Origin of the sequence: Lentzea sp. NPDC092896, from assembly GCF_044754905.1 — a bacterium.
Lineage (GTDB): Bacteria > Actinomycetota > Actinomycetes > Mycobacteriales > Pseudonocardiaceae > Lentzea.
The window spans coordinates 2,392,676-2,412,002 of the sequence record NZ_JBIVPX010000001.1 but is presented as its reverse complement, the minus strand read 5'-3'; the positions used below and the strand labels follow the sequence as shown (position 1 = coordinate 2,412,002).

At 70.9% G+C, this 19,327-nt stretch carries 11 protein-coding genes; 4 read left to right on the top strand and 7 right to left on the bottom strand.

Annotated features, from left to right (window positions below; all coding sequences use genetic code 11):
- Nucleotides 1–11: 11 nt before the first annotated feature.
- From ACIQF0_RS10685 to ACIQF0_RS10670, 4 genes are all read right to left on the bottom strand, one after another.
- Nucleotides 12–518, bottom strand: a complete 507-nt coding sequence (locus tag ACIQF0_RS10685; protein ID WP_401027176.1) for an SMI1/KNR4 family protein — start codon at nucleotides 516–518, stop codon at nucleotides 12–14.
- Nucleotides 496–9,231 carry an RHS repeat-associated core domain-containing protein gene (locus tag ACIQF0_RS10680; protein WP_401027173.1) on the bottom strand — a complete coding sequence of 2,912 codons (8,736 nt, stop codon included), beginning with the start codon at nucleotides 9,229–9,231 and terminating at the stop codon, nucleotides 496–498. The genes ACIQF0_RS10685 and ACIQF0_RS10680 overlap by 23 nt, the downstream gene beginning before the upstream one ends.
- A gap of 135 nt (nucleotides 9,232–9,366) precedes the next feature.
- Entirely contained in the window at nucleotides 9,367–12,054 is a 2,688-nt protein-coding gene (locus tag ACIQF0_RS10675; RefSeq protein ID WP_401027170.1) for a BTAD domain-containing putative transcriptional regulator, read from the bottom strand.
- Between the two features lie 71 nt (nucleotides 12,055–12,125).
- Nucleotides 12,126–12,989, bottom strand: coding sequence for a LysR family transcriptional regulator (locus tag ACIQF0_RS10670; RefSeq protein ID WP_401027167.1), 864 nt, complete (start codon nucleotides 12,987–12,989; stop codon nucleotides 12,126–12,128).
- Between the two features lie 93 nt (nucleotides 12,990–13,082).
- Here ACIQF0_RS10670 and ACIQF0_RS10665 point away from each other — a divergent pair, with 93 nt between their 5' ends.
- Nucleotides 13,083–14,069 carry an NADP-dependent oxidoreductase gene (locus ACIQF0_RS10665; RefSeq protein ID WP_401027166.1) on the top strand — a complete coding sequence of 329 codons (987 nt, stop codon included), beginning with the start codon at nucleotides 13,083–13,085 and terminating at the stop codon, nucleotides 14,067–14,069.
- On the opposite strand, the gene ACIQF0_RS10660 is transcribed toward ACIQF0_RS10665, so the two are convergent.
- A complete protein-coding gene (locus ACIQF0_RS10660) occupies nucleotides 14,056–14,634 on the bottom strand; it encodes a TetR/AcrR family transcriptional regulator (protein ID WP_401027163.1) in 579 nt (192 codons plus the stop codon). The two genes, ACIQF0_RS10665 and ACIQF0_RS10660, sit on opposite strands and share 14 nt — an antisense overlap.
- Nucleotides 14,635–14,682: 48 nt before the next feature.
- Here ACIQF0_RS10660 and ACIQF0_RS10655 point away from each other — a divergent pair, with 48 nt between their 5' ends.
- Nucleotides 14,683–15,633 carry a zinc-binding dehydrogenase gene (locus tag ACIQF0_RS10655; RefSeq protein WP_401027161.1) on the top strand — a complete coding sequence of 317 codons (951 nt, stop codon included), beginning with the start codon at nucleotides 14,683–14,685 and terminating at the stop codon, nucleotides 15,631–15,633.
- On the opposite strand, the gene ACIQF0_RS10650 is transcribed toward ACIQF0_RS10655, so the two are convergent.
- Both ACIQF0_RS10650 and ACIQF0_RS10645 read right to left on the bottom strand, forming a co-directional pair.
- The gene (locus tag ACIQF0_RS10650) at nucleotides 15,624–16,076 is read right to left on the bottom strand and encodes a nucleoside deaminase (RefSeq protein WP_401027159.1); all 453 of its coding nucleotides are present in this window, start codon (nucleotides 16,074–16,076) and stop codon (nucleotides 15,624–15,626) included. The genes ACIQF0_RS10655 and ACIQF0_RS10650 overlap by 10 nt on opposite strands.
- Nucleotides 16,037–16,864, bottom strand: coding sequence for an LLM class flavin-dependent oxidoreductase (locus tag ACIQF0_RS10645; protein WP_401027156.1), 828 nt, complete (start codon nucleotides 16,862–16,864; stop codon nucleotides 16,037–16,039). The genes ACIQF0_RS10650 and ACIQF0_RS10645 overlap by 40 nt, the downstream gene beginning before the upstream one ends.
- 93 nt (nucleotides 16,865–16,957) lie before the next feature.
- Between ACIQF0_RS10645 and ACIQF0_RS10640 the strand changes: the two genes are divergently transcribed.
- A complete protein-coding gene (locus ACIQF0_RS10640) occupies nucleotides 16,958–17,422 on the top strand; it encodes an Lrp/AsnC family transcriptional regulator (protein ID WP_360043008.1) in 465 nt (154 codons plus the stop codon).
- Between the two features lie 105 nt (nucleotides 17,423–17,527).
- Nucleotides 17,528–19,324: a rhodanese-like domain-containing protein gene (locus ACIQF0_RS10635; RefSeq protein ID WP_401027154.1), complete on the top strand. Its 1,797-nt coding sequence runs from the start codon at nucleotides 17,528–17,530 to the stop codon at nucleotides 19,322–19,324.
- Nucleotides 19,325–19,327 lie beyond the last annotated feature (3 nt).

Genomic DNA, 19,327 nt, shown 5'->3' with positions numbered 1-19,327 from the left:
GGTTCCACTTCCTAGATCTCGTCGAACACGGGATCGCACCCTTCGAGGTGCTCGTCCAACAGGTCGTGGCGGAACCGCCCCGACATCAGGTCGCGCAGGAAGGCGACCGCGCCACCGGCGTACTCGCCCCAGCGCTCGAACTCGTCGTCGCAGAAGACGACCGGCCAGTGGTCCGGGTCAGGGTCGCCGGTGAGCCAGCACAGCGTGTGGCCCTCCGTCGTCCCCGCCCACGGCAGCAGCCCGCCGGGTGCCGGGTGCACCGGGTGCGGCAGATCGTCCTGCTCCGCCAGCAACTCCAGCGCGTCCCGCGCCTCCGCGAGGAACGCCTCCGGCGGCGCGTAGATCTCCACGAAGGAGCAGAACAGTCCGGTCGGGAACCGCTCGGACAGCTCCTTCACGTCCGCCGGGAGCGTCAGCCCCAGCGCGGACTCCACCGCCTCCCAGGAGATTCCGGCGTCCGCGTGGCCGGTCCACCCCGTCAGTGCGGCGAGTTCGTCAACAGGCCGGGCGGGTGCCATTGAGCTTCCCTCCTGGATATCCGTTCACCGGATGGGGGTTCGAGAGCGTCACGTCACACCGGAAGTTGTTGCTGCCGCGGACGTGGATGGTGATGGAGACGGGCACGGCGTCGTTGGGCCCGGCGTAGTTCGGGACGACCCGGTAGTACACGCGGTTGCCGGCCTCGATCGCCGCCGCCACCTCGTTCTCGATGCCGAGCATGTCCGTCTCGTTGACGTCCTTGTCCAGCGGCACCATGTTGATGCGCTTGTTGCTGCCGCCGAACTGGTGACCGATGAGGTGACTGCGGTCGTGCTGCCCAGAGATGTAGCCGACGGGGGTCTGCGGCTTCTTCCGCTTGTCGCCGTTGAGAGCACCGACGCACGCCGTGCCGCCCGTCGCCCTCGTCGCGGGCCAGCCACGCCGCTTCCCGGGGTAGGCGCCGGGACCGCTGAAGCTGATCTGCTGGGCCGGGTCGTTCGTGACGGTGTCCTGTGTGGACCCGAAGCAGTCCTTCTCGTCACCGGTCAGGTCCTGGTCGGTGGCGACCTCGCCCTTGTCGTCGGCCGGATCGGGCAGCAGGTCGATGAAGTCCTGCAGCGCCGACACGGCTTCCTGCGCCACCGAGATGATCGCGCCGGTGACGTTCGTGGCGTTCTCGAGGAAGTCGCCGGTCAGGTCGATGATCCTGGTCAGCGGTCCGGTCGGGTCGACGGTGCGGGGCACCGGGATCAGATCGGAGCCCGCCGGCGGGTGCGGCAGCGGCTTGCGGATGTTGACGACCCACGCGGGCGGGGGCGGAGGCTTCGGCCTGGCGCGCGGCGGGGCGACCTTGCGGCCGCCAGGTCCGACCGGCGCGTACTTCGGATGCGGCGGCGTGCCGGGCGGACTCCAGCCGCGATCGCACCCGTTGACGAAGTACCGGCAGTTGCCGACGACCGGGTTCTCCTCGCGACCGGCGGGCGACGGGGAGATGCGGCCCGGCACGTTCTTGGTCATCGAGACGCATTTGCGCTCGACGATGTCGAACTTGTAGATCCCCGGTCCTCGGATCTTGAGGAACGTCTCCCAGTTGTCGCACTTGGTCGCGTGACGGGGTTCGTACGGCTGGGGAGCGTGCCCTGTGGGGTCGCTGTTGGACACCGGGTCACCGGCGCCGTACGAGTAGCGGTTCGCCGCCGCGGACGGGCTGGGGTCGACGGTCCAGTCGTCGCGACTGACGAACGCCCCCGTGCCCGGCTGGTACCAGCGCGCGGACATGTTGACCGCGCCCGACTCCGAGTCGGTCCAGTCCCCTTGGTAACCAACGGAAGCCGTGTCACCCGAGGACGCCGTCACGGCGCCGAACGGGTCGAACGCGCGAGTTCCGTCCACGGTGTTGCTCAGGTACCGGCCCGTCACGTCACCGTGCTGGTCGGCGTAGAGCATCCGCCCGACGCCGGAACCCTTGTCCGAGAACGCACTTCCGTCCGGCAACCGGCTGATCGAACGGCCTCCGTCGGTGACGGCCTCGTTGGACATGCCCGCGTACTGGAACTTCGTGCCGTTGCGGTCGCTGACGCGGTCGAGGCTGTCGTAGGTGTAGGAGACCGCGCCCGCGCCGGTCATCCGGTCGAACGCGTCGTGCTTGGTGGTGGTCGTCTGGCCGTCACGGGTCGTGGTCTGCAGCGTGCCTCGGGCCGAGTAGCCGTAGGTCGTGCCGTCACCGGACTTCAGGCGGTTGCGCTCGTCGTAGGCGAACGTCTTGTCCCCCACAGACGTGCGGTTGCCCGCGTTGTCCCAGCCGTAGGCCGTGGTGGCGGTTCCGTTGCTCCACGACGTGAGGCGGCTGGCGCCGTCGTAGCCGTAGGTGTTGCCGTTCTTCGACGTGATCTTGTTGTCGAGGTCGTAGCCGTAGTCGGTGCCGATCAGCGTGCGCGGGGGCACGCCCACGTCGACCGACTGCACGACGCGGTCCGTCGCCGTGCGGCCCAGGTCGTCGTAGGTGAGGACGCGGGAGGTCTTGGCGGCGACCGCGCGGTCCGCGGCCGAGGACAACCTGCCGCCGAGGTCGTAGCCGTAGTCGGCGGTGCGGCCGGTCAGCGGGTCCTGCACCATCGCCAGGCGGCCCGCCGCGTCGTAGGCGAACGTCGCGGTGCCGGTGACGTCGACCCGGCCGGTCATCATGCCGTCGGCGTCGTAGGTGTACGCCGACTCGCCTCCGGCGCCGTGGGTCTCCAGCAGGTTGCCGCGGTCGTCGTAGCGGTAGGTGCTGTCGCCGTTCGGGCCACCTGCCTTGGCCAACCGGCCCGCGGCGTCGTAGCCGAAGGTGCGGTTGTAGGTGGGGGCCGCGCTACCCGCGCCGGTCTGGAGGGTCAGCCTTCCCTGGGCGTCGAAGGTGTTCGCGGTCGTGACGCCGCCGGGCTTGCTGGTCGCCACCGCCTGCCCGGCCGCGTCGTAGGACGTGGTGAACGTGGTGGCGAGCGGGTCGATCACCGACTCCGGCAGGCCCCAGGGCGTGTAGGTGAACGTGGTGGCGTTGCCGTTGCCGTCGACGAACCGGCTGCGGTTGCCGAGCTTGTCGTAGCCCGTCGTGGTGCTGATGGACTTGGTCGCGTCGACCTTCTCCGTCTGCTGCACCACCCGGCTCAGCTCGTCGTAGCCGTAGGTCACGAGCCGGCCCTGCGCGCTGGTCGTCTGCACGACGTTGCCCGCCGGGTCGAACACCGTGGCCGAGGAACGCTTCTCCTGTCCCCCGACGACCGTGGCGGTGCGCACCGGCCGTCCGGCGAGGTCGTACGCGGTGGTGGCGGTGATGCCCGCCGGGTCGGTGACCGAGGCCTGACGACCGGCGATGTCGTAGCCGACCTTGGTCTCGCGGTTGGTCGCGTCCTTGGTGGACGTGATCTCGCCGGCCGCGTTGAACGTCGCCGACGTGACGTGCTCCAGCGGGCTCTTGACCGTGACCGGGTTGCTCGCGTCGTCGTAGCCGGTGGTCGTGGTGAAGAAGGCGGTCCGGCCGGACGAGCGGTCGACCTGCGTGCTGGTCACCTGACGGCCGAGGTCGTCGTAGGTGAACCGGTTCTCCACGCCGCCGGGCAACGTCTGCGTGACGAGTTCGCCGGCCTTGTCGTACCGCATCGTCACGACGCTCGGAGTGTCACCGACCTGCGGTAGCGTCGAGGTCAGCACCCGCCCGTACGGGTCGTACGTGGTCTGCAGGACGCGCTGCAACGGGTCGGTCGTCTTCACCGGGTTGCCGGCGCGGTCGTACTCGGTGCGGGTGGCGGCGCCCTTGATCGCCGTGCCGCCCGGAGGCGTGTAGTCCGGCAGCACGCCGGCTGTCACACGGCCGAGCACGTCGCGTTCGGTGGTGGTCACGTCGCCCGCGGCGTCACGGGAGTGCGTGACCTCACCGAAAGCGTTGTAGCCCAAGGTTTCCGTGCGCTTGAACCCTGCCGTGCGCACCCCTGCCACCCACGCGTCGGTGCCGGGCGAGGTCGAGCGGTACAGCGCGCCCGCCGGGTCGTACTCGAAGGTGGTCTTGAGGCCGCGCCGGTCGGTGCTCTCGGCCAGCAGGCCGCGCTCGTCGTAGGCGGCGGACGACGACAGCACCGTCGTGGCGTCGACGTAGACGTCCTCACGGGTCCGGTTGTTCGAGAGGTCGTAGCTGTAGGCGGACTTCTCGACGCGGTTCGGGTCGGCGGCGCCACGGCGTTCGACGGTCAGCGCGTTGCCGTCGGCGTCGTAGCGGACCGACGCCGAGCGCTTCAGCCCGGACGGGTCTAGCGTCGTCGTGACGGCGTTGCCCGCCGGGTCGTAGGCGTAGGTCGTCCTGGTGCCACCGGCCGCGACCTGCTCGGCGAGGTTGCCGGCGGCGTCGTAGGAACGCTGGTCCACCAGCAGGTTCGAGACCTGGGTCGTGGCGGGCAGGTCGTCGTCGTAGTAGCCGTACTTCGTCAGTCTGCCCATGGCGTCGGTGACGAACGCGAGCCGTCCGGCCGGGTCGTAGGACCGCGACTCCAGTGTCATCGAGGTGGCGGCGGGATCCTCCGGGTTCACCCCGGTGCCGGTGGCGACGCGGTTGAGCGGCTTGCTGAACTCGTTGAACCTGGTGGTCCAGGTGGTGCCGCGGACGTCGGTGACCGACTCGGTGAGCCCGTTGTCGGTGTACGCGCGGGTTTCCACGCCCTGGTCGGCGTAGTCCGTGCGCACCAGCCGGTCGTTGGCGTCGTAGCCGAACTTCGTGGTGCGGGCGGTCTCACCGGCGGTGGTGTCGGCGAGCGTCGTCTCGGTCGTGTTGCCGTTGGCGTCGTACTTGTAGGTGGTGACCTGGGTGTGGCTCACGCCGGTGACCGCGTTGACGACGGCGGGCGCGGTGACCTTCGAGACCAGGCCGCGGGACGTGTACTCGTAGGTCGTCGTGCCGAGCGTCGCGCCGCCGGAGTTGACCTCGCTCAGCGTCTTCTGCCTGCCGAGCAGGTCGTAGGTGTAGCGCAGGCTCAGGCCCGCCGGGTCGGTCACCTCGACGAGGTCGCCCTTGGCGGTGTAGCGCCGGGAGGTGACCTGGTCGCGCTTGCCGGTGCTGCGGATCAGCAGGCCGGCAGGGACTTTTCCGCCTCCCACCGCGTCTTCCGCGCCGGTGGAGTAGGTCGTGGTCTCGGCCGGTTGGACGCTGGTCCCGTCCGGCGCCGGGTACTTGACGCCGGTGGGACGGCCGAGGGTGTCGTAGCTGTAGGTGGTGCGGAAACGGGTGTCGGTCGGTCCGGACGAGCGAGCGTCCGAAGTGGACTCGACGCGGTCGCCGCGCGGGTCGAGCGGGTTGGCTGGTTTGAGATAGGTGGCGTAGCTGGTGTTGCACGAACCCGCGGTGCGGCATCGTTTGGTGCTCAACACGTTGCCGCGGTCGTCGGTGGTGAACTCGGTGCGGTGGTTGTTCTCGTCGACGGTCGCGGACGGGAAGCCCGCGGTGTTGTACTCGATCTTCGCGGTGGCGTTGTCGTGGGTGCGGCTCGCGAGCCGGCCGCCGTTGTCCGCGTCGAACGCGTACTTCCACTCGCCGTAGCCCGCCGGGCCGCGCAAGGTGGCCGTGCGCACGCCGTCCTGGCGGGCGGGCGTGTCCATCTGCCAGACGCGGCCCTCGTGGTCGGTGAGGGTGCGGACGCGGTCGTTGACGTCGTCGTACGTGAGCGTGACGTACTTGCGGTTGTCCTGCGGCAACAGGTGTTCGGTCAGTTCGTCGGACGCCTTGGAGGCCGCGTAGTGCTGGCTGACGGCGAGCGGGCCCAGCGTGTGCTGGTAGACGGCGACCTCGTCGATGGAGCCGCTGAAGTAGAAGTCGGCGTTGTTGCTCGCGGGCCAGTCCTTGCCGCTGCCGCCGCCGAGCGTGAGCCTGCCCTGCTTGCCGTGGTCGACGAAACCGGCGAGCGTGCCCGCCGCGGCGCCGTCGAGGTACAGCGTCTGGGTGTTGATCGCCGCGGACAGCACGACGTGGTGCCACTGGCCGTCGTCGACCTGCCTGGTGGTGACGATCTGCCTCGGCCCTGACGCGTTCTGGCGCGCGAACCCGCCGTAGAGCAGGCCGTCCGTGCCGACGTAGAGGATGGGCGTCGACTTCCCTGCGGCAGCGGGGAAGCTCTGGTCGGCGTAGCTGAGCAGTGTGCCCTGGGCAGTCGTCTTGAACCACAGCTCGGCCGCGACGGACATGGTCTGGTTGGTGATGTTGTCCGGCAGCGTCACGTAGCTGCTGGACCCGTCGAACGTGCCCGCCTTGTCGGAGCTGCCGGCCAGTGCGCCGTCGCTGCCGAGCAGGACGCCGTGGCGCTGGCCCGCGTCCGCGCCGGGCCTGCGGGCAGACGCGCTGGCGAACGTGTCGCCGCTGGTCTCGCCGAGCCGCCAGTAGCCGAACGGGCTGTCGTCGAGCACGGAGCTGCGGTAGTGCGATCCGGCGCGGTAGTTGAGCGTTGTGCAGGCCTGGCCGGGGGCGCAGGACTTGGTGAGCTTGTCGCCCTCGTAGGTGTAGGTCCAGGTCAGCGCTTGGCCGCCGGGCTCGGGCGCCGCGGCCGTCACCGACGAGACGTGGTTGCCCTGCCAGGTCAGCTGCAGGCTGCGGCCGCTGGTGTCGTTGGTGATCGTGCTGACGTGGTCGTTGGAGTCGTAGGTCAGCGTCTCGGTGAGCCCGGCGGGATCGGTGATCGTGACGAGCCGGCCGAGCACGTCGAACGTCCACTTGCTCGCCGAGGCGTCGCGCAGCACGTACTGACCGGTCGCGGAGGTGTAGACCAGGTCGGCGTTCTGGCCGGTGGGCGGCGAGAAGCTGCCGTCGGGGTTGCGCCCGAACCGCCCCTGCCGGCCGGTCGGGAAGGTGATGACGACGTTCTCGCTGCCGTCCTGGTCCTTCGCGAGCCGCATGTCCGCCCTGGACGACCAGCCGGTGCCGAACGCGGTGTCGCGGCGGGGGTCCAGGCTGTTGTAGGTGCGGCTGATCGTGAGGTCGGGGCCGACGGTGTCGACGTCGGCGTCGGTGACGACCGCCGAGTAGTTGCCGATCTGCGGGTCCAGGCCGGGCCCGATCGAGGTGCTGGGGCTGCCCGCGAGGTGCGAGGTGATCTCCGGCTGCTGCACGCGCGGTGTGAACATCAGCCGCACGTCGTCCTTGGCCGTCACCCAGAACGGGGTGGCGTCCACGGTGTCGTAGACCTTGACACCCCAGAAGTAGGTGCGGTTCCAGAACAGTCCGGACGGCGCCCACGACTGCCCGCCCCACGGCGACTCCTGGCAGGCCTGGGTCAGCTCGGCGTTGGCGCAGACGATGAACTTGTAGGTCAGGCCCTTGCCCGGCCAGCCGTCGTCGTCCTTGCCCTCGGCGTAGAGCGTCGGTGTGGTCGTGGGGACGATCGCTCCGCCGCCGGGTTGCTGGAGGTTCGACGTGGGCGGGGTGTTGCGCACCTTGATGTCGAACCGGCCGTACGGCACCTGGTAGGCGACGAAGAAGTCGTTGTTCTGCGGATTGAACATCGTCAGGAAGACCTGGTAGTCCCCTGGGTTGATCGGGTCGATCGGCACGTCGAACGTCACGGTCGCGCCCGGTGCCACGTTCTGCGTCCAGCAGCAGGAGGTGCGGACCTTGGTGCTGCCCTGGTTGATGAGGTAGCCGAACTTCCAGCCTCCACCGCTGGTCCACGCCGTGGAGCCCAGGTTGGTGACCTTGACCTTCATGTTCCCGGCGCGGCTGGCCGACGGCAGCGTCACGTCGGTGACCTCGAACCACGCGCCCTCCGGCACGTAGTTGATCTCCAGGTACGGCTTGTTCGGCGAGTTCACCGAGGCGAAGCGCATGCCGTTGCGGTCGGCCTCGTCCGACGCGCGCAGCGAAAGACCGTGCTGCAGGCCGTCGCCGTGCGTCCAGCGGGTCATCGTCTCGAAGTCGAGCGGCAGCTTCTCCCAGGCAGCGCCGGCACACGACGGACCGGCGTGCGCGAAGGACTTGCTGGACAACGACTTCCCGACCGCGGCGCCCGGCCACTGCATGCTTCCGGCGGCCCACGGCTGCGTGACCTCGTACACCGAGACGGACCGGGGCGCGCAGGTCGTGCTGTACGCGGCTTCGACCACGAGTGCGGAGCTGAGCACGAACTGGTTGCGCACGGCGTTGAGCGCGTTGTTGTTGAAGTGCAGGTACGAGCGGGAGAGCTTGCCGTCGACCCAGCCGGTGTTCAGGTTGATGTCGTTGACCCGCTGCCCCGGCGTCACGTAGACGCTGTCGTCGGCGGCGCGTTCGGTGGTGGTCGGGTCGATCACGACGGGGAACGACCGGGCCGGGTCGCGCAGCCAGGCCGGGTCGAGCACGACCCGCAACGTCCAGGTGCCGTCGGCGTTCTTGGCGAGCTCGTAGTCCGTGTCGACGCGCTGCTGCTTGGCGTCGTAGGCGAAGCCGCGCGGGATGACCGCGACCACCTCGTCGCCGTGCACGAGTTCGATCGCGCCGTCGGCGAGGCGCGGGCTCAGGTCCTGCGCCCGCAGCGTGAAGCCGAAGGTGGACTTGGCCTGCGCCGAAGCGAGGACCAGGTCCTCCTTCACGCCGGAGGTGGTGGCGCTGAGCTTGAGGTCCACGCCCGGGAAGACGGCGGGATAGGTGATCGTCGCCTGGTCGGCGGTGCCTCGGGCGTCGGCCGCGTCGTCGAGGCGGTAGGACAGGGAACCCTTGCTGAACGAGGTCCTGGCCACCTCGGCGTCGCGAGCGGTGCGGCCGAAACTGGTGGTGCGCGGGGAGTTCTTCGGCTGCCAGCGGCCGGAGCGGTCGGCCAGCGCCAGGTCGATCGGCGCCCAGGAGCCGTCCGGCTGCCGCACGTTCGACTGTCCTGAGTGGACGCGCAACGTCCGGCTGCCGTCCGGGTTGTCGAACGTCTCGGTGGTCTCGGTGCGGTCCTGCGGCCGTTCCTCGGCCTTCGCATCGATGGACGGCTTGTCGGACTTCTGGGTCACGGCAGGCTTTTCGTGCTGCTGTGCCGTGACGTCCGGCTGCGGACCCGCGGGAGGTCTCTCGGCGGTGTCGGCCACCGCGCCGGGCGGGCGCGGCTGGTCGTGGGCGGGCGCCTGCAACGCCGTCGCCGTGTCCCCCGACCTGCTCCGCGGATCGAGCCCGTCGGCCGACCCGCTGCTCTGACCGGGCGCCGAAGCGGTGGCCCCCAACGGCAGTGGCGGCAGCACGGGCACCGCCGACGAGGCCAGGCCGAGTACGAGCAGCACCGCCACGAAGGCAGCGCAAAGCCCACGCGTTCTCATTCCGTCTTCCCCCAGACCGAAGGTCGCAGCACGCGACCCGCCGCCCCAGACGGCGAGTCGGGGAGAGCCTGGTCTCAGGAGGTTGGTGAAATGTTGGTTCGCAGGTCAGAGCATCTGGGCGACCCGTTCGGCCTCGCTCGCGCGACCCTGGCTCACCAGCAGCTCGTGTGCCTGCACGAGTGCGGCACGCCCGGCTTCGGTGTCCCCCACGGCGATCAACGCTTCCCCCAGGCGCTGCGTCGCGTCCGCCACGCGTGCGGCGTCACGAGCGTCGCGGAAGATCCGCAACGCCTCGCGGCAGAGTTCCACCGCCCCGGCGTGGTCACCGGTCTTGTTCGCCACCAGTGCGAGGGTGTCGACCGCGCATCCCAGGCTCTGCATGGCGTTGAGTTCGGTGAACATCTCCCTCGCGCGTTCGGTGTGCTCACGAGCGTCGTCGTAGCGCCCGAGCAACGCGCTGTGCCAGCCGACCGCCGCGTAGGCCTGCCCGATCGCGAGCTGGTTGGTGCTCCTGCTGTAGATCCGCAGCGCCTCGGCGGAGTGCTTGACCGCGGACTCGTAGTCCGCGCCCGACTCGTAGGCGGCGCTGATGCCGTAGTGGACGTTGCCGTGCACGACCGGGTCGCCGGACGCCTCGGCCGCGACGAGCGCGCGCTGCAGGTGCTGCATCGCCTCGTCGTGCCGGTCGAGGTGCGCGTACGCGTCCGCGACCGAGCGATGGGCGAGCGTCAGCGTCCGCAGGTCGACGTCCTCCGCGTACGGCAGCGCGGCGAGCCAGAGCTGCAGCCGGTCCGCGTACTTGCTGGTGCGCACGTGGTAGGTCGTCGCGGACCAGGCGAGCTGCCACGCCCGGCTGCCCGCGAGGTCCCGGATCGCCAGCAGGTTCGCCCCCTCGGCCTCGAACCACGCCATGACCGGCGCGGTCCCGCTGATGGCCTCGACGACGGTGCCCTGCGACGCTTCGGGCATCGGGATGTTCGCGCGTTCCGGGAAGAGGTCGCGCTCACCCGTGTAGGCGGTGTGCAGGTAGTGGTCGACGAGCCGGTCGAGTGCCCGGCCGGCGTCGGGGACGCGGTGTTCGGCGGCGTAGAGCTTGACGAGGTCGTGCATCCGGTACCGGCCGTCCACGTGCTGCGAGACCAGGTGGGCGTGCTCCAACTCGTCGAGCGGTCCCTGGACGGGGGCACCGGACAACGACTCGACGGCCGGCACCGCGACGTCGGCACCGGGCACCAGGCCGAGCAGCGCGAACAACCTCCGCGCGTCGGCGGACAGGGCGCGCACCGACCACGACAGCACCGCGCGCAGGTTCACGTCGGAGTCGCCGGTGTCGACGGCGTCCAGCCTGGCCGTCTCGTCGCGCAGCTCGTCTGCCAGCGCGGACAGCGGCAGTTCCGACTGCACCAACGCCCGCGCCGCCACGATCCCCAGCGCCAGCGGCAGACCGGCGCAGTAGCGGAGCACGGCGTCGACGGCGTCCGGTTCGGCCGCGACCCGGTGTTCGCCCAGGTGACCGACCAGCACGGCGCGCGCCTCGGCGTCGTCGAGCACGTCCAGCGTCAGCGGGTAGGCGCCGTGCGCGGAGACCAGGGCCGCCAGCCGGTTGCGGCTCGTCACCACGACCCGGCTGGGCCCGGATCCCGGCAGCAGCGGCACGATCTGCGCGGCGTCGCGGGCGTTGTCCAGCACGATCAGCATCCGGCGGCGCGCCAGCACGCTGCGGAACACCGAGGCCTGCGCGTCGGCGTCCGCCGGGATCGCCTCCGGCTCCACGCCGAGCGCGTCCAGGAACGACCTGAGCACCACCTCCGGCCGCACCGGCGCGGTGCTCGGGTCGAACCCGCGCAGGTTCGCGTAGAGCTGGCCGTCCGGGAACGCCTCCAGCCGCTGGTGCGCCCAGTGCAGCGCGAGCCACGTCTTGCCGACGCCGCCGGCCCCGCCGATCGCGGAGATCACCACCGTCGACCGTCCGTCGAGCACACCACCCAGCGCGTCCAGCTCCCGCAGCCGCCCGGCGAACACCTGCGGCCGCGCCGGCAGCTGCCGCGGCACCGAGGACACCGCGACCGGCACCTCGGCGCGCAGGATCCGTTCGTGCAGCTTGGCCAGCTCCGGTCCGGGGTCGGTGCCGAGCTCGGCCGCGAGGAACTTCCTGGTGCGGTCGAACTGTTCGAGCGCCTCCGCCTGCCGGCCGCTGAGGTAGAGCGCGAGCATCAGCGCCGCGGCGACCCGTTCGTCCTGCGGGTACCTGAGCGCGAGCCCGACCAGGTCAGGGAGCACCTCGGCGTGCTCACCGCGCCGCAGCCGGATGTCGGTGTGGTCGAGCCACGCCGTGTGCCTGGCGACGGCCAGCGCGTGCCGGTGCCCCGCGAACCACGGCGTCTCCATGCCGGAGAACGGCTCGCCCCGCCACAGCTCCAGCGCCGCCCGGTACGCCTCGGCCGCGCCCGCGTCGTCCGGCGTCTGCCGCGCCTGCTTGAGCAGCGCGGTGAACCGGTGCGCGTCCAACGCGTCCGGGTCGTAGTCCACGGTGTACGCGCCCGCCCGGCCGACGATGTCCACGCCTCGCAGGATCGTGCGCAGCTTCGACACGTAGCTGCGCACGCTCGTGACCACCGTGCCCGGCGCGTGATCGCCCCAGACCCGGTCGACCACCTGGTCCAGCGTCACCGGACGGCCCGGCTCCAGCACCAGCGCCGCCAGCACCGCGCGTTGCCGCGCCGTGCCCAGGTCGGCGACCGCACCGTCCACACGTGCCCTGATCTCACCCAGTACTTCGAACTCGACCCCCACGGGAAGCATCATGGCATGCGTCAAAAGCTCCACTGTGGACGGTCAAAAAGAGATGAACCGGACAGTTCGCCTCAGTTCGCACTCGCCCGGAGCTCGCGGATCAGCTCGCGCACGGCGAGGGAGTGCCTGCCCGCACTCGTGGTCACGTGCACCAGCCTGCGCGTGGGCCGGTCGGGGCCGAGGTCGACGAGCTCCACCCCCGGCGGAGGACTGAGCACCGTCAGCCGGGGAAGGATCGCCATGCCGATGCCCTGCGCCACCATCGACAGCACCACGCTGTCGTCGGCCACGTCCAGCCTCCTGGGCGGCAGCCAGTCCTGCGTCCTCCACCAGGTGCGGGTGTAGGAGGAGCAGTTCTCCGGCCAGTCGAGCAACGGCAGCGTGCGCGGCCGCGAGTGGCCGGCCGGGTGCACCAGCAGGTACGGCTCGGTCAGCAGGTCGCCGTGGTGCAGGCCGGGGAGTTCGGCGTGGTCGTCGAGGGTGGCGATGGCGAGGTCGGCGCGGCCGTCCGCGACCTCCCCCGCCGCGCCGCGGCCCAGCTCGGGCACGACCAGGACCTGCGGTTTCAGTCCGGGGAACTGGTTGGTCAGCCGGTCGAGCGCGAGTGGCAGCAGGTGAGCGGCGGCGGTGCGGAACGCCGCGATGCGCACCGGACCGGTGACCGATCCGGCCGCCGCGTCCCGTGCTTCGGTGCGCAGCAGTTCCAATTGACGCAAGATTTGACGTGCGTGCACGACTGCTCGTTCACCGGCGGGGGTCGGACTCGCGCCTCGCCGACCGCGTTCGAACAGGACGGCTCCCACGCGACGTTCGCACTCCCGCACGGCGTGCGACACCGCGGACTGCGAGAGGCCGACCTCGCGTCCCGCGGCGGTGAAGCTGCCGGTGTGCTCGACGGCGACCAGCAGGCGCAGGTCGGAAGGGCTCAGGTCCACGGTTCCACTATCCATGAACGCGGTTCATGGAACGGCGGGATCGATCGACTTCACGCTCTGCCGCGGCGGGCCTGTCGTCCTTACGTTCTCCGCATGAGCACATTCCTCGCCGTCCGCCAGGTGCGCCGCCCGCAGGGCACGCCCAGCGCGGAGGACTTCACCGTCGTGACGGAGTCCCTTCCCACGCTCGCCGACGGACAGGTGCTGATCGAGAACGCTTATCTGTCGGTCGACCCGTACATGCGGCAGCTGATGAACACCGGCGAGGCCGGGACGGAGGGCAGGGCGATCGGCCGGGTCGCCGAGTCCCGGGCACCGGAACTCCCCGTAGGCACAACGGTGTTCCACCGCACCGGGTGGTCGACGCACGCGGTGGTGGGCGCTGAGGAGGTTCGGCGTGTACACCAGGCCGAGGGCGTGCCGCTGAGCGCGTACCTCGGCGTGCTGGGTGGCACGGGCTTGACCGCGTTCGTCGGACTCACGCGGATCGCTCGCCTGCAGCCGGGCGAGGACCTGTTCGTGTCCGCCGCCGCGGGCGGGGTGGGCAGCGCGGCCGGGCAGATCGCCAGGCTGCTGGGCGCCGGGCGGATCATCGGCAGTGCCGGATCGGCGGCGAAGGTGGCGCACCTGAAGGAGATCGGCTTCGACGCGGCGTTCGACCACCGCGAAGGCCCGGTCGGCGAGCAGCTCGCGCAGGCCGCGCCGGACGGCATCGACGTCTACCTCGACAACGTCGGCGGCGACCACCTGGCCGCCGCGATCGACGCGTTGCGCCCGCACGGCCGGATCGCGTGGTCGGGCGCGATCGCCCAGTACAGCTCGGCTCCGCCCGCCGCGCCGCACAACCTGGCCGACGTCATGTTCAAGTCCCTGCGGCTGGAGGGTTTCCTGGTTCGCGAGCACCTCGACTCCCGCGAACGGTTCGAGCGCTTTCTCGTCCCGCACGTCCAGAACGGCACGGTGAAAGCCTCCGAGACCGTGGTGGACGGGTTCGAGAACGTCGTCGAGGCGTTCCTCGGTGTGCTGCGCGGGGACAACATCGGCAAGATGCTGGTCCGCGTGGCGTCTACAGAGGACTAGTCCGGAACGCCCGGATCACCAGTTCGGCGAAGCGCCGGGAGGCCGCGGCACGGGTGGCCGGCGAGTTCGCGTGGATGCCGCTGTTCGCCATGAGGACGAGGATCAGGTCGTCCAGCAGGAAGTCCTGCCTGAGGTGACCGGACCGCTTGGCCTTGCGGGCCAGCTTCGCGACCGACTTCAGCGTCCGCTCGCGACGCTCCCCGAAGTCCACGGCGTGGGGGAAGGCCGACGTGAAGGCGGCGGTGAAGCCCCGGTCACGGGCGTGCAGCTCGCAGATCCGTTCGATCACCGAGCAGAAGCCCTGCCACGGATCGGGGTGCGCGAGCCCGTCCTCCACGATGGTCTCGCAGGCCCGCATCTGGTCCGCGAACGCCTCGGTGGCGAGGATCTCCTTGGTCGGGAAGTGCCGGTAGAGCGTCGCCGGCCCGACACCGGCACGGCGAGCCACCTCCCGCATCGGCGCGTTCAGGCCTTCGGCGGCGAACACCTCGCGTGCCGCGTCCAGGATGTGTTCGCGGTTGTACCGCGCGTCGGAACGCACTGTCCGAGACAAACGACCGGCCATGCTCTCACCTTAGCGAAACGGACGGGTGCGTCCGCTAGTTTCGCGGTCGTGAAAGCTGTTGCGGTGCAGGAGTTCGGCAGTCCTGACGGGATGGCCGTGGTCGACCTCGCCACCCCGGTTCCCGCGCGGGGCCAGGTGCTGATCGCCGTCGAGGCGATCGGGGTGGGCGGGGTGGACGTGGTGATCCGGCGCGGTGATCTCGCCGCCTACGGGTTCCGCGAGGGCCATGTGCCCGGCGGTGAGGTGGCGGGCACCGTGATCGCGGTGGGCGACGACGTGGACGCGTCCTGGATCGGGCAACGGGTGTGGGCGGCCACCGGCACCGGTGGTGGCTATGCCGAGTACGCGATCGCCGCGGACTTCGTCGCCCTGCCGGCGAACCTGTCCGCGGTCGACGCGGTGGCGCTCGGCAGCGCCGGTCTCGTGGCGCACTTCGGACTCGCCCACGCCCGGTTCGCTCGCGGCGAGTCCGTGCTGGTCCGCGGCGCGTCGGGCAGCCTCGGAATCATGACGGTGCAACTGGCCGCACTGGGCGGCGCTGGAGCGGTCGCGGTCACCACGTCCTCGGCGCTGCGCGGCGAACGACTGCGCGCCCTAGGGGCGACCGAGGTGCTGGACCGCTCAGGTCAGAGCGGTGCGGGCTACGACGTCATCATCGACGTCGTGGCCGGGCCGGACCTGCCGTCGTTCGTCGACCGGCTGAACCCGAACGGGCGCCTGGTCGTCGTCGGCGCTGTCGGGGGCCAGCCGCCGGACGACTTCGGCGCCCGGATCATGGGCGCGTTCCAGAAGTCGCTGTCGTTCGCGACCTTCAGCGCCGCCACGGTGTCCGAATCGGACAGACGAGCGGTGCGTGAAGCGCAGTTCGCCGCGGCCGCGCGCGGCGAACTGCAGGTGGTGGTGCACGAGCAGCTTCCGCTGACGGAGGCCGCGCTCGCGCACCGGAAGATGGACGCGGGCGAGGTGTTCGGCAGGATCGTGCTGATCCCTCAGGGGTAGTAGCCCTTGACCGGGATCCACGCCTCCTCGAACAGGTGCGGTCCGTCCGTCGGCACATCGGTGAACCCGCCCGAGGTCTTCAGCAGGTTCAGCTGGTTGCCCGACAGCGCGAACACCACGTGCCCGATGCCCGACCGGGCCAGCGCTCCCGCACACATCCCGCACGGCTCGCAGCTCGTGTACATGGTGGTGCCGGCGGCGGTGGCCGGGTCCAGCTTCTGAGCCGCCCAGCGGGCCAGTTTCAGCTCGGGGTGGGCGGTGATGTCGTCGTCGGTCAGGCAGGAGTTGCGTTCCTCCGCCAGCACCGACCCGTCCGGGCCGACCAGCAGCGACCCGAACGGCGGGTTCCCTCCCGCCCTCGCCTCCGCCGCCAGCGCGAGCGCCCTGCGCAGGTGTTCCTCGTTCACCGCATCTCCTTTCGTACCGAGGCCAGCGCGTGCCATGCCGCTTCCGGACGCCGAGTCTCCTCCGGATCGCCGAGGAACGGGTCCAGCACCACAGCCTTCGCGCCGTCCGCGCGCAGTCGTTCGAGGTCGCCGACGACCTGGTCCAGCGTGCCCTCGCCGAGCCGCCGGTCGTCGAGTGGCTGGTCGGTCAGCCGCAGCAGGATGCGCGGCGCCAGTTCGGGCAGCGGCCGGTCCTCCTCCGCCGCGACCTTCCGCAGCCGGGTCAGCGACTCCTGCCACCCGTCCGGGGTCTGCCGCAGCGGGTGCCAGGCGTCGCCGAGCCGGACCGCGCGCCGCAGGCCGGCGTCGCTGTCCCCGCCGACCCAGATCGGGATGTCCCCGGCGCGGTAGCCCTCGTCGCGCCACGCCTCGCGCACCGTCGCGATCAGCTCGTCGGTGAGCGCGCCGCGGCGGCGGAACTCGACGCCGAGCGCCTCGAACTCCTGCCGCGCCCAGCCGACCCCGACGCCGAGCACGAACCGGCCGCCGCTCAGTTCGGCCAGGTTGGCGGCCATCCGCGCGACCAGCAGCGGGTGGCGATACGGCGCGATCAGCACGGTCGTGCCCAGGGTGATCCGCTCCGTGACGCCGGCGAGCCACGCCAGCGTCGTGAACGGGTCGTAGAACGGGGCCGGGTACTGCTGTGCCACGTCGGGGGTGATCGCCACGTGGTCGGACACCATGAGCAGGTCGAAACCCAGGCCCTCCACCGTCCGCGCCCAGTCGCGCAGCACGGCCGGACTGGTGCCGGGGCCGAAGTTGGGAACGTTCACTCCGATCAACACGTGATCAAGGCTAGGCCCTACCGGTCCGTCGCTGAAGGGATTCTTCACGGCCGATGAGCCTGTTGGCCGTGAAATCCACGGTAGTTTGGCCGGGTGACCGAGACTCTGGACGAGACCGACTGGGCGATCCTCGCCGAGCTGCAGCAGGACGGCCGCGTCCCGCTCACCGAACTGGGCCGCCGGGTCAGCCTCAGCGCCTCGGCCACCACCGAACGAGTCAAGCGACTGGAGAGCATCGGCGTCATCACCGGCTACCGCGCCACCGTGGACCTCGGCAAGGTCGGCTACGGGGTGCTGGCCGTGGTGCGCCTGAAGTACCCGGGCAACCAGCACGGACCGTTGCACCGGTTGCTCGCACACCGTGCCGAGATCCTGGAATGCCTGCGCACCACCGGTGACGACTGCTACACGCTCAAGGTCGCCGCCACCTCGATGCGGCACCTCGAACAGGTCGTCGACGAGCTGATCGCGTTCGGCAGCACCACGACCAACATCGTCTACAGCCACACCCTGGCCTACCGGGGCGTGCTCACCGCGCCGCCGGAGTCCTCCCAGTAGCTGGAAGCGATTGACAGCGAACGCCGAGCCGACGAGCCTTCCCTGCGCAGGGAAAGAACATCTGACCGTCCACAGTGCACTGTCGGACCGCCTGGGAGAAACCGCATGACGAGATACGTGATCATCGGCGGTGGCGCGGTCGGCGCCACCGCGGCCGCGGAGCTGCACGAGGCCGGGCGCCAGGTGATCCTGGTCGCCCGAGGCTCCCACCTCGACGCGCTGCGCACCGGTGGCCTGCGGTACGTGCGGCCCGGCGGCGTGTCGGAGATCCGTCTCGCCGTGGTCGGCGGGCCGGACGAGGTCGAGCTCCAGCAGGACGACGTGCTGGTCGTCGCCACGAAGTCCCAGGACACCGAGGAAGTGGTGCGGGCGTGGGCGTGGCGTCCGGTCGGCACGAGCACCGCGGCGGCCGCACTGCCGATCGTGCTGCTGCAGAACGGCCTGGAGAACGAACGGATCGCGTTGCGCAGGTTCGCGACGGTGTTCGGCGCGGTCGTGTGGATCCCGGCCAGCCACCTCTCCCCCGGTGAGGTCGTGTCCCCCGCCGAGCCCGCGGCGGGCGCGTTCTGGCTCGGCGCCTACCCCAGCGGCACGCATCCGAGGCTGGCCGAGATCGCCGAGGACCTCGCGGACGCGCGCTTCCACACCGAGATCGTCGACGACATCCAGCGCTGGAAGGCCGCCAAGCTGATCGGCAACACCGGCAACGCACTCGACGCCCTCTACCGCCCCAGTGCCTTGCGCAGCGCCGCCCTGCGCCTCACCCGGCAGGAGGCCGCGCTCGTGCTCGGCGCCCCCGCCCTCGTTCCCGACCGCATCAGGGAGGTCGTGGTCATCCGGCCCATCCCCGGCCACGACCGCAGCGGTTCGTCGACCTGGCAAAGCCTCCAGCGCGGCGGCGCACCGGAGACCGACTACCTCAACGGCGAGGTGTCCCTTCAGGCAAGGCTTTCCGGCCAGACCGCGCCCTACAACGCCGCGCTGGCCGAACGCGTCCAGCGCGCGGTCGCCGAGGGCGTCGAACCGGGCAGCCTCGACGACGCCGACCTGGCCGCGACCCTGCCCGGCCTCACCCGACGGGCCGTCCTCACCGAACCCGCCGAACTGCACCGGCTCCTCCAGAACGGCCAAGCGCCGGTGCTCCTGGACGTGCGCTGGGCGTTGGGCGACACGAAGGGCCACGACCACTACCGCGCGGGCCACATCCCGAGCGCCGTCTACGTGGACCTGGACACCCAGCTCGCGAACCACGACGCGCCCGCCACGGCGGGCCGGCACCCGTTGCCGGACATCGCGGACCTTCAGGAAGCGGCCCGGAGCTGGGGTGTCACCGAGCACCGGCCAGTCGTGGTCTACGACGACAACGGCGGCACCTCGGCCGCACGGGCCTGGTGGTTGCTGCGCTGGGCGGGCCTGAGCGACGTGCGCATCCTGGACGGCGCGTGGAAGGCCTGGCAGGCGGAGGGGTTCGAGATCGCGGTGGGCGACGAGACCGCGGAACCGGGCGACGTCGAGCTGTCCGCCGGAAACCTGCCCACCCTGACCGCCGACGAGGCAGCGGTACTGGCCGACAAGGGCGTGCTGCTCGACGCACGGGCGGCGGAGCGGTACCGCGGCGAGGTCGAGCCGATCGACCCTCGCGCCGGGCACATCCCCGGTGCGCGGTCCGCACCGACGGCGGCCAACCTGAAGGACGGCGCTTTCCTTTCCACCGAAGAACTTCGCGCCAAGTACGCGGACCTGGACGGGGCGGACGTCGGTGTCTACTGCGGTTCCGGCGTGACGGCGGCGCACGAGATCGCGGCCCTCGCGATCGCCGGAGTGGACGCCGCGCTGTTCCCCGGCTCGTGGTCGGCGTGGTCGTCGGACCCGGAGAGGCCTGTCGCGACCGGCCCGGAGTGACGG

Excerpts from the sequence above, each read along its gene's own strand:
- ACIQF0_RS10685 (WP_401027176.1), bottom strand. The coding sequence starts at position 518 with ATGGCACCCGCCCGGCCTGTTGACGAACTCGCCGCACTGACGGGGTGG.
- ACIQF0_RS10665 (WP_401027166.1), top strand. The coding sequence starts at position 13,083 with ATGAGCACATTCCTCGCCGTCCGCCAGGTGCGCCGCCCGCAGGGCACG.
- ACIQF0_RS10660 (WP_401027163.1), bottom strand. The coding sequence starts at position 14,634 with ATGGCCGGTCGTTTGTCTCGGACAGTGCGTTCCGACGCGCGGTACAAC.
- ACIQF0_RS10650 (WP_401027159.1), bottom strand. The coding sequence starts at position 16,076 with ATGGCACGCGCTGGCCTCGGTACGAAAGGAGATGCGGTGAACGAGGAA.
- ACIQF0_RS10635 (WP_401027154.1), top strand. The coding sequence starts at position 17,528 with ATGACGAGATACGTGATCATCGGCGGTGGCGCGGTCGGCGCCACCGCG.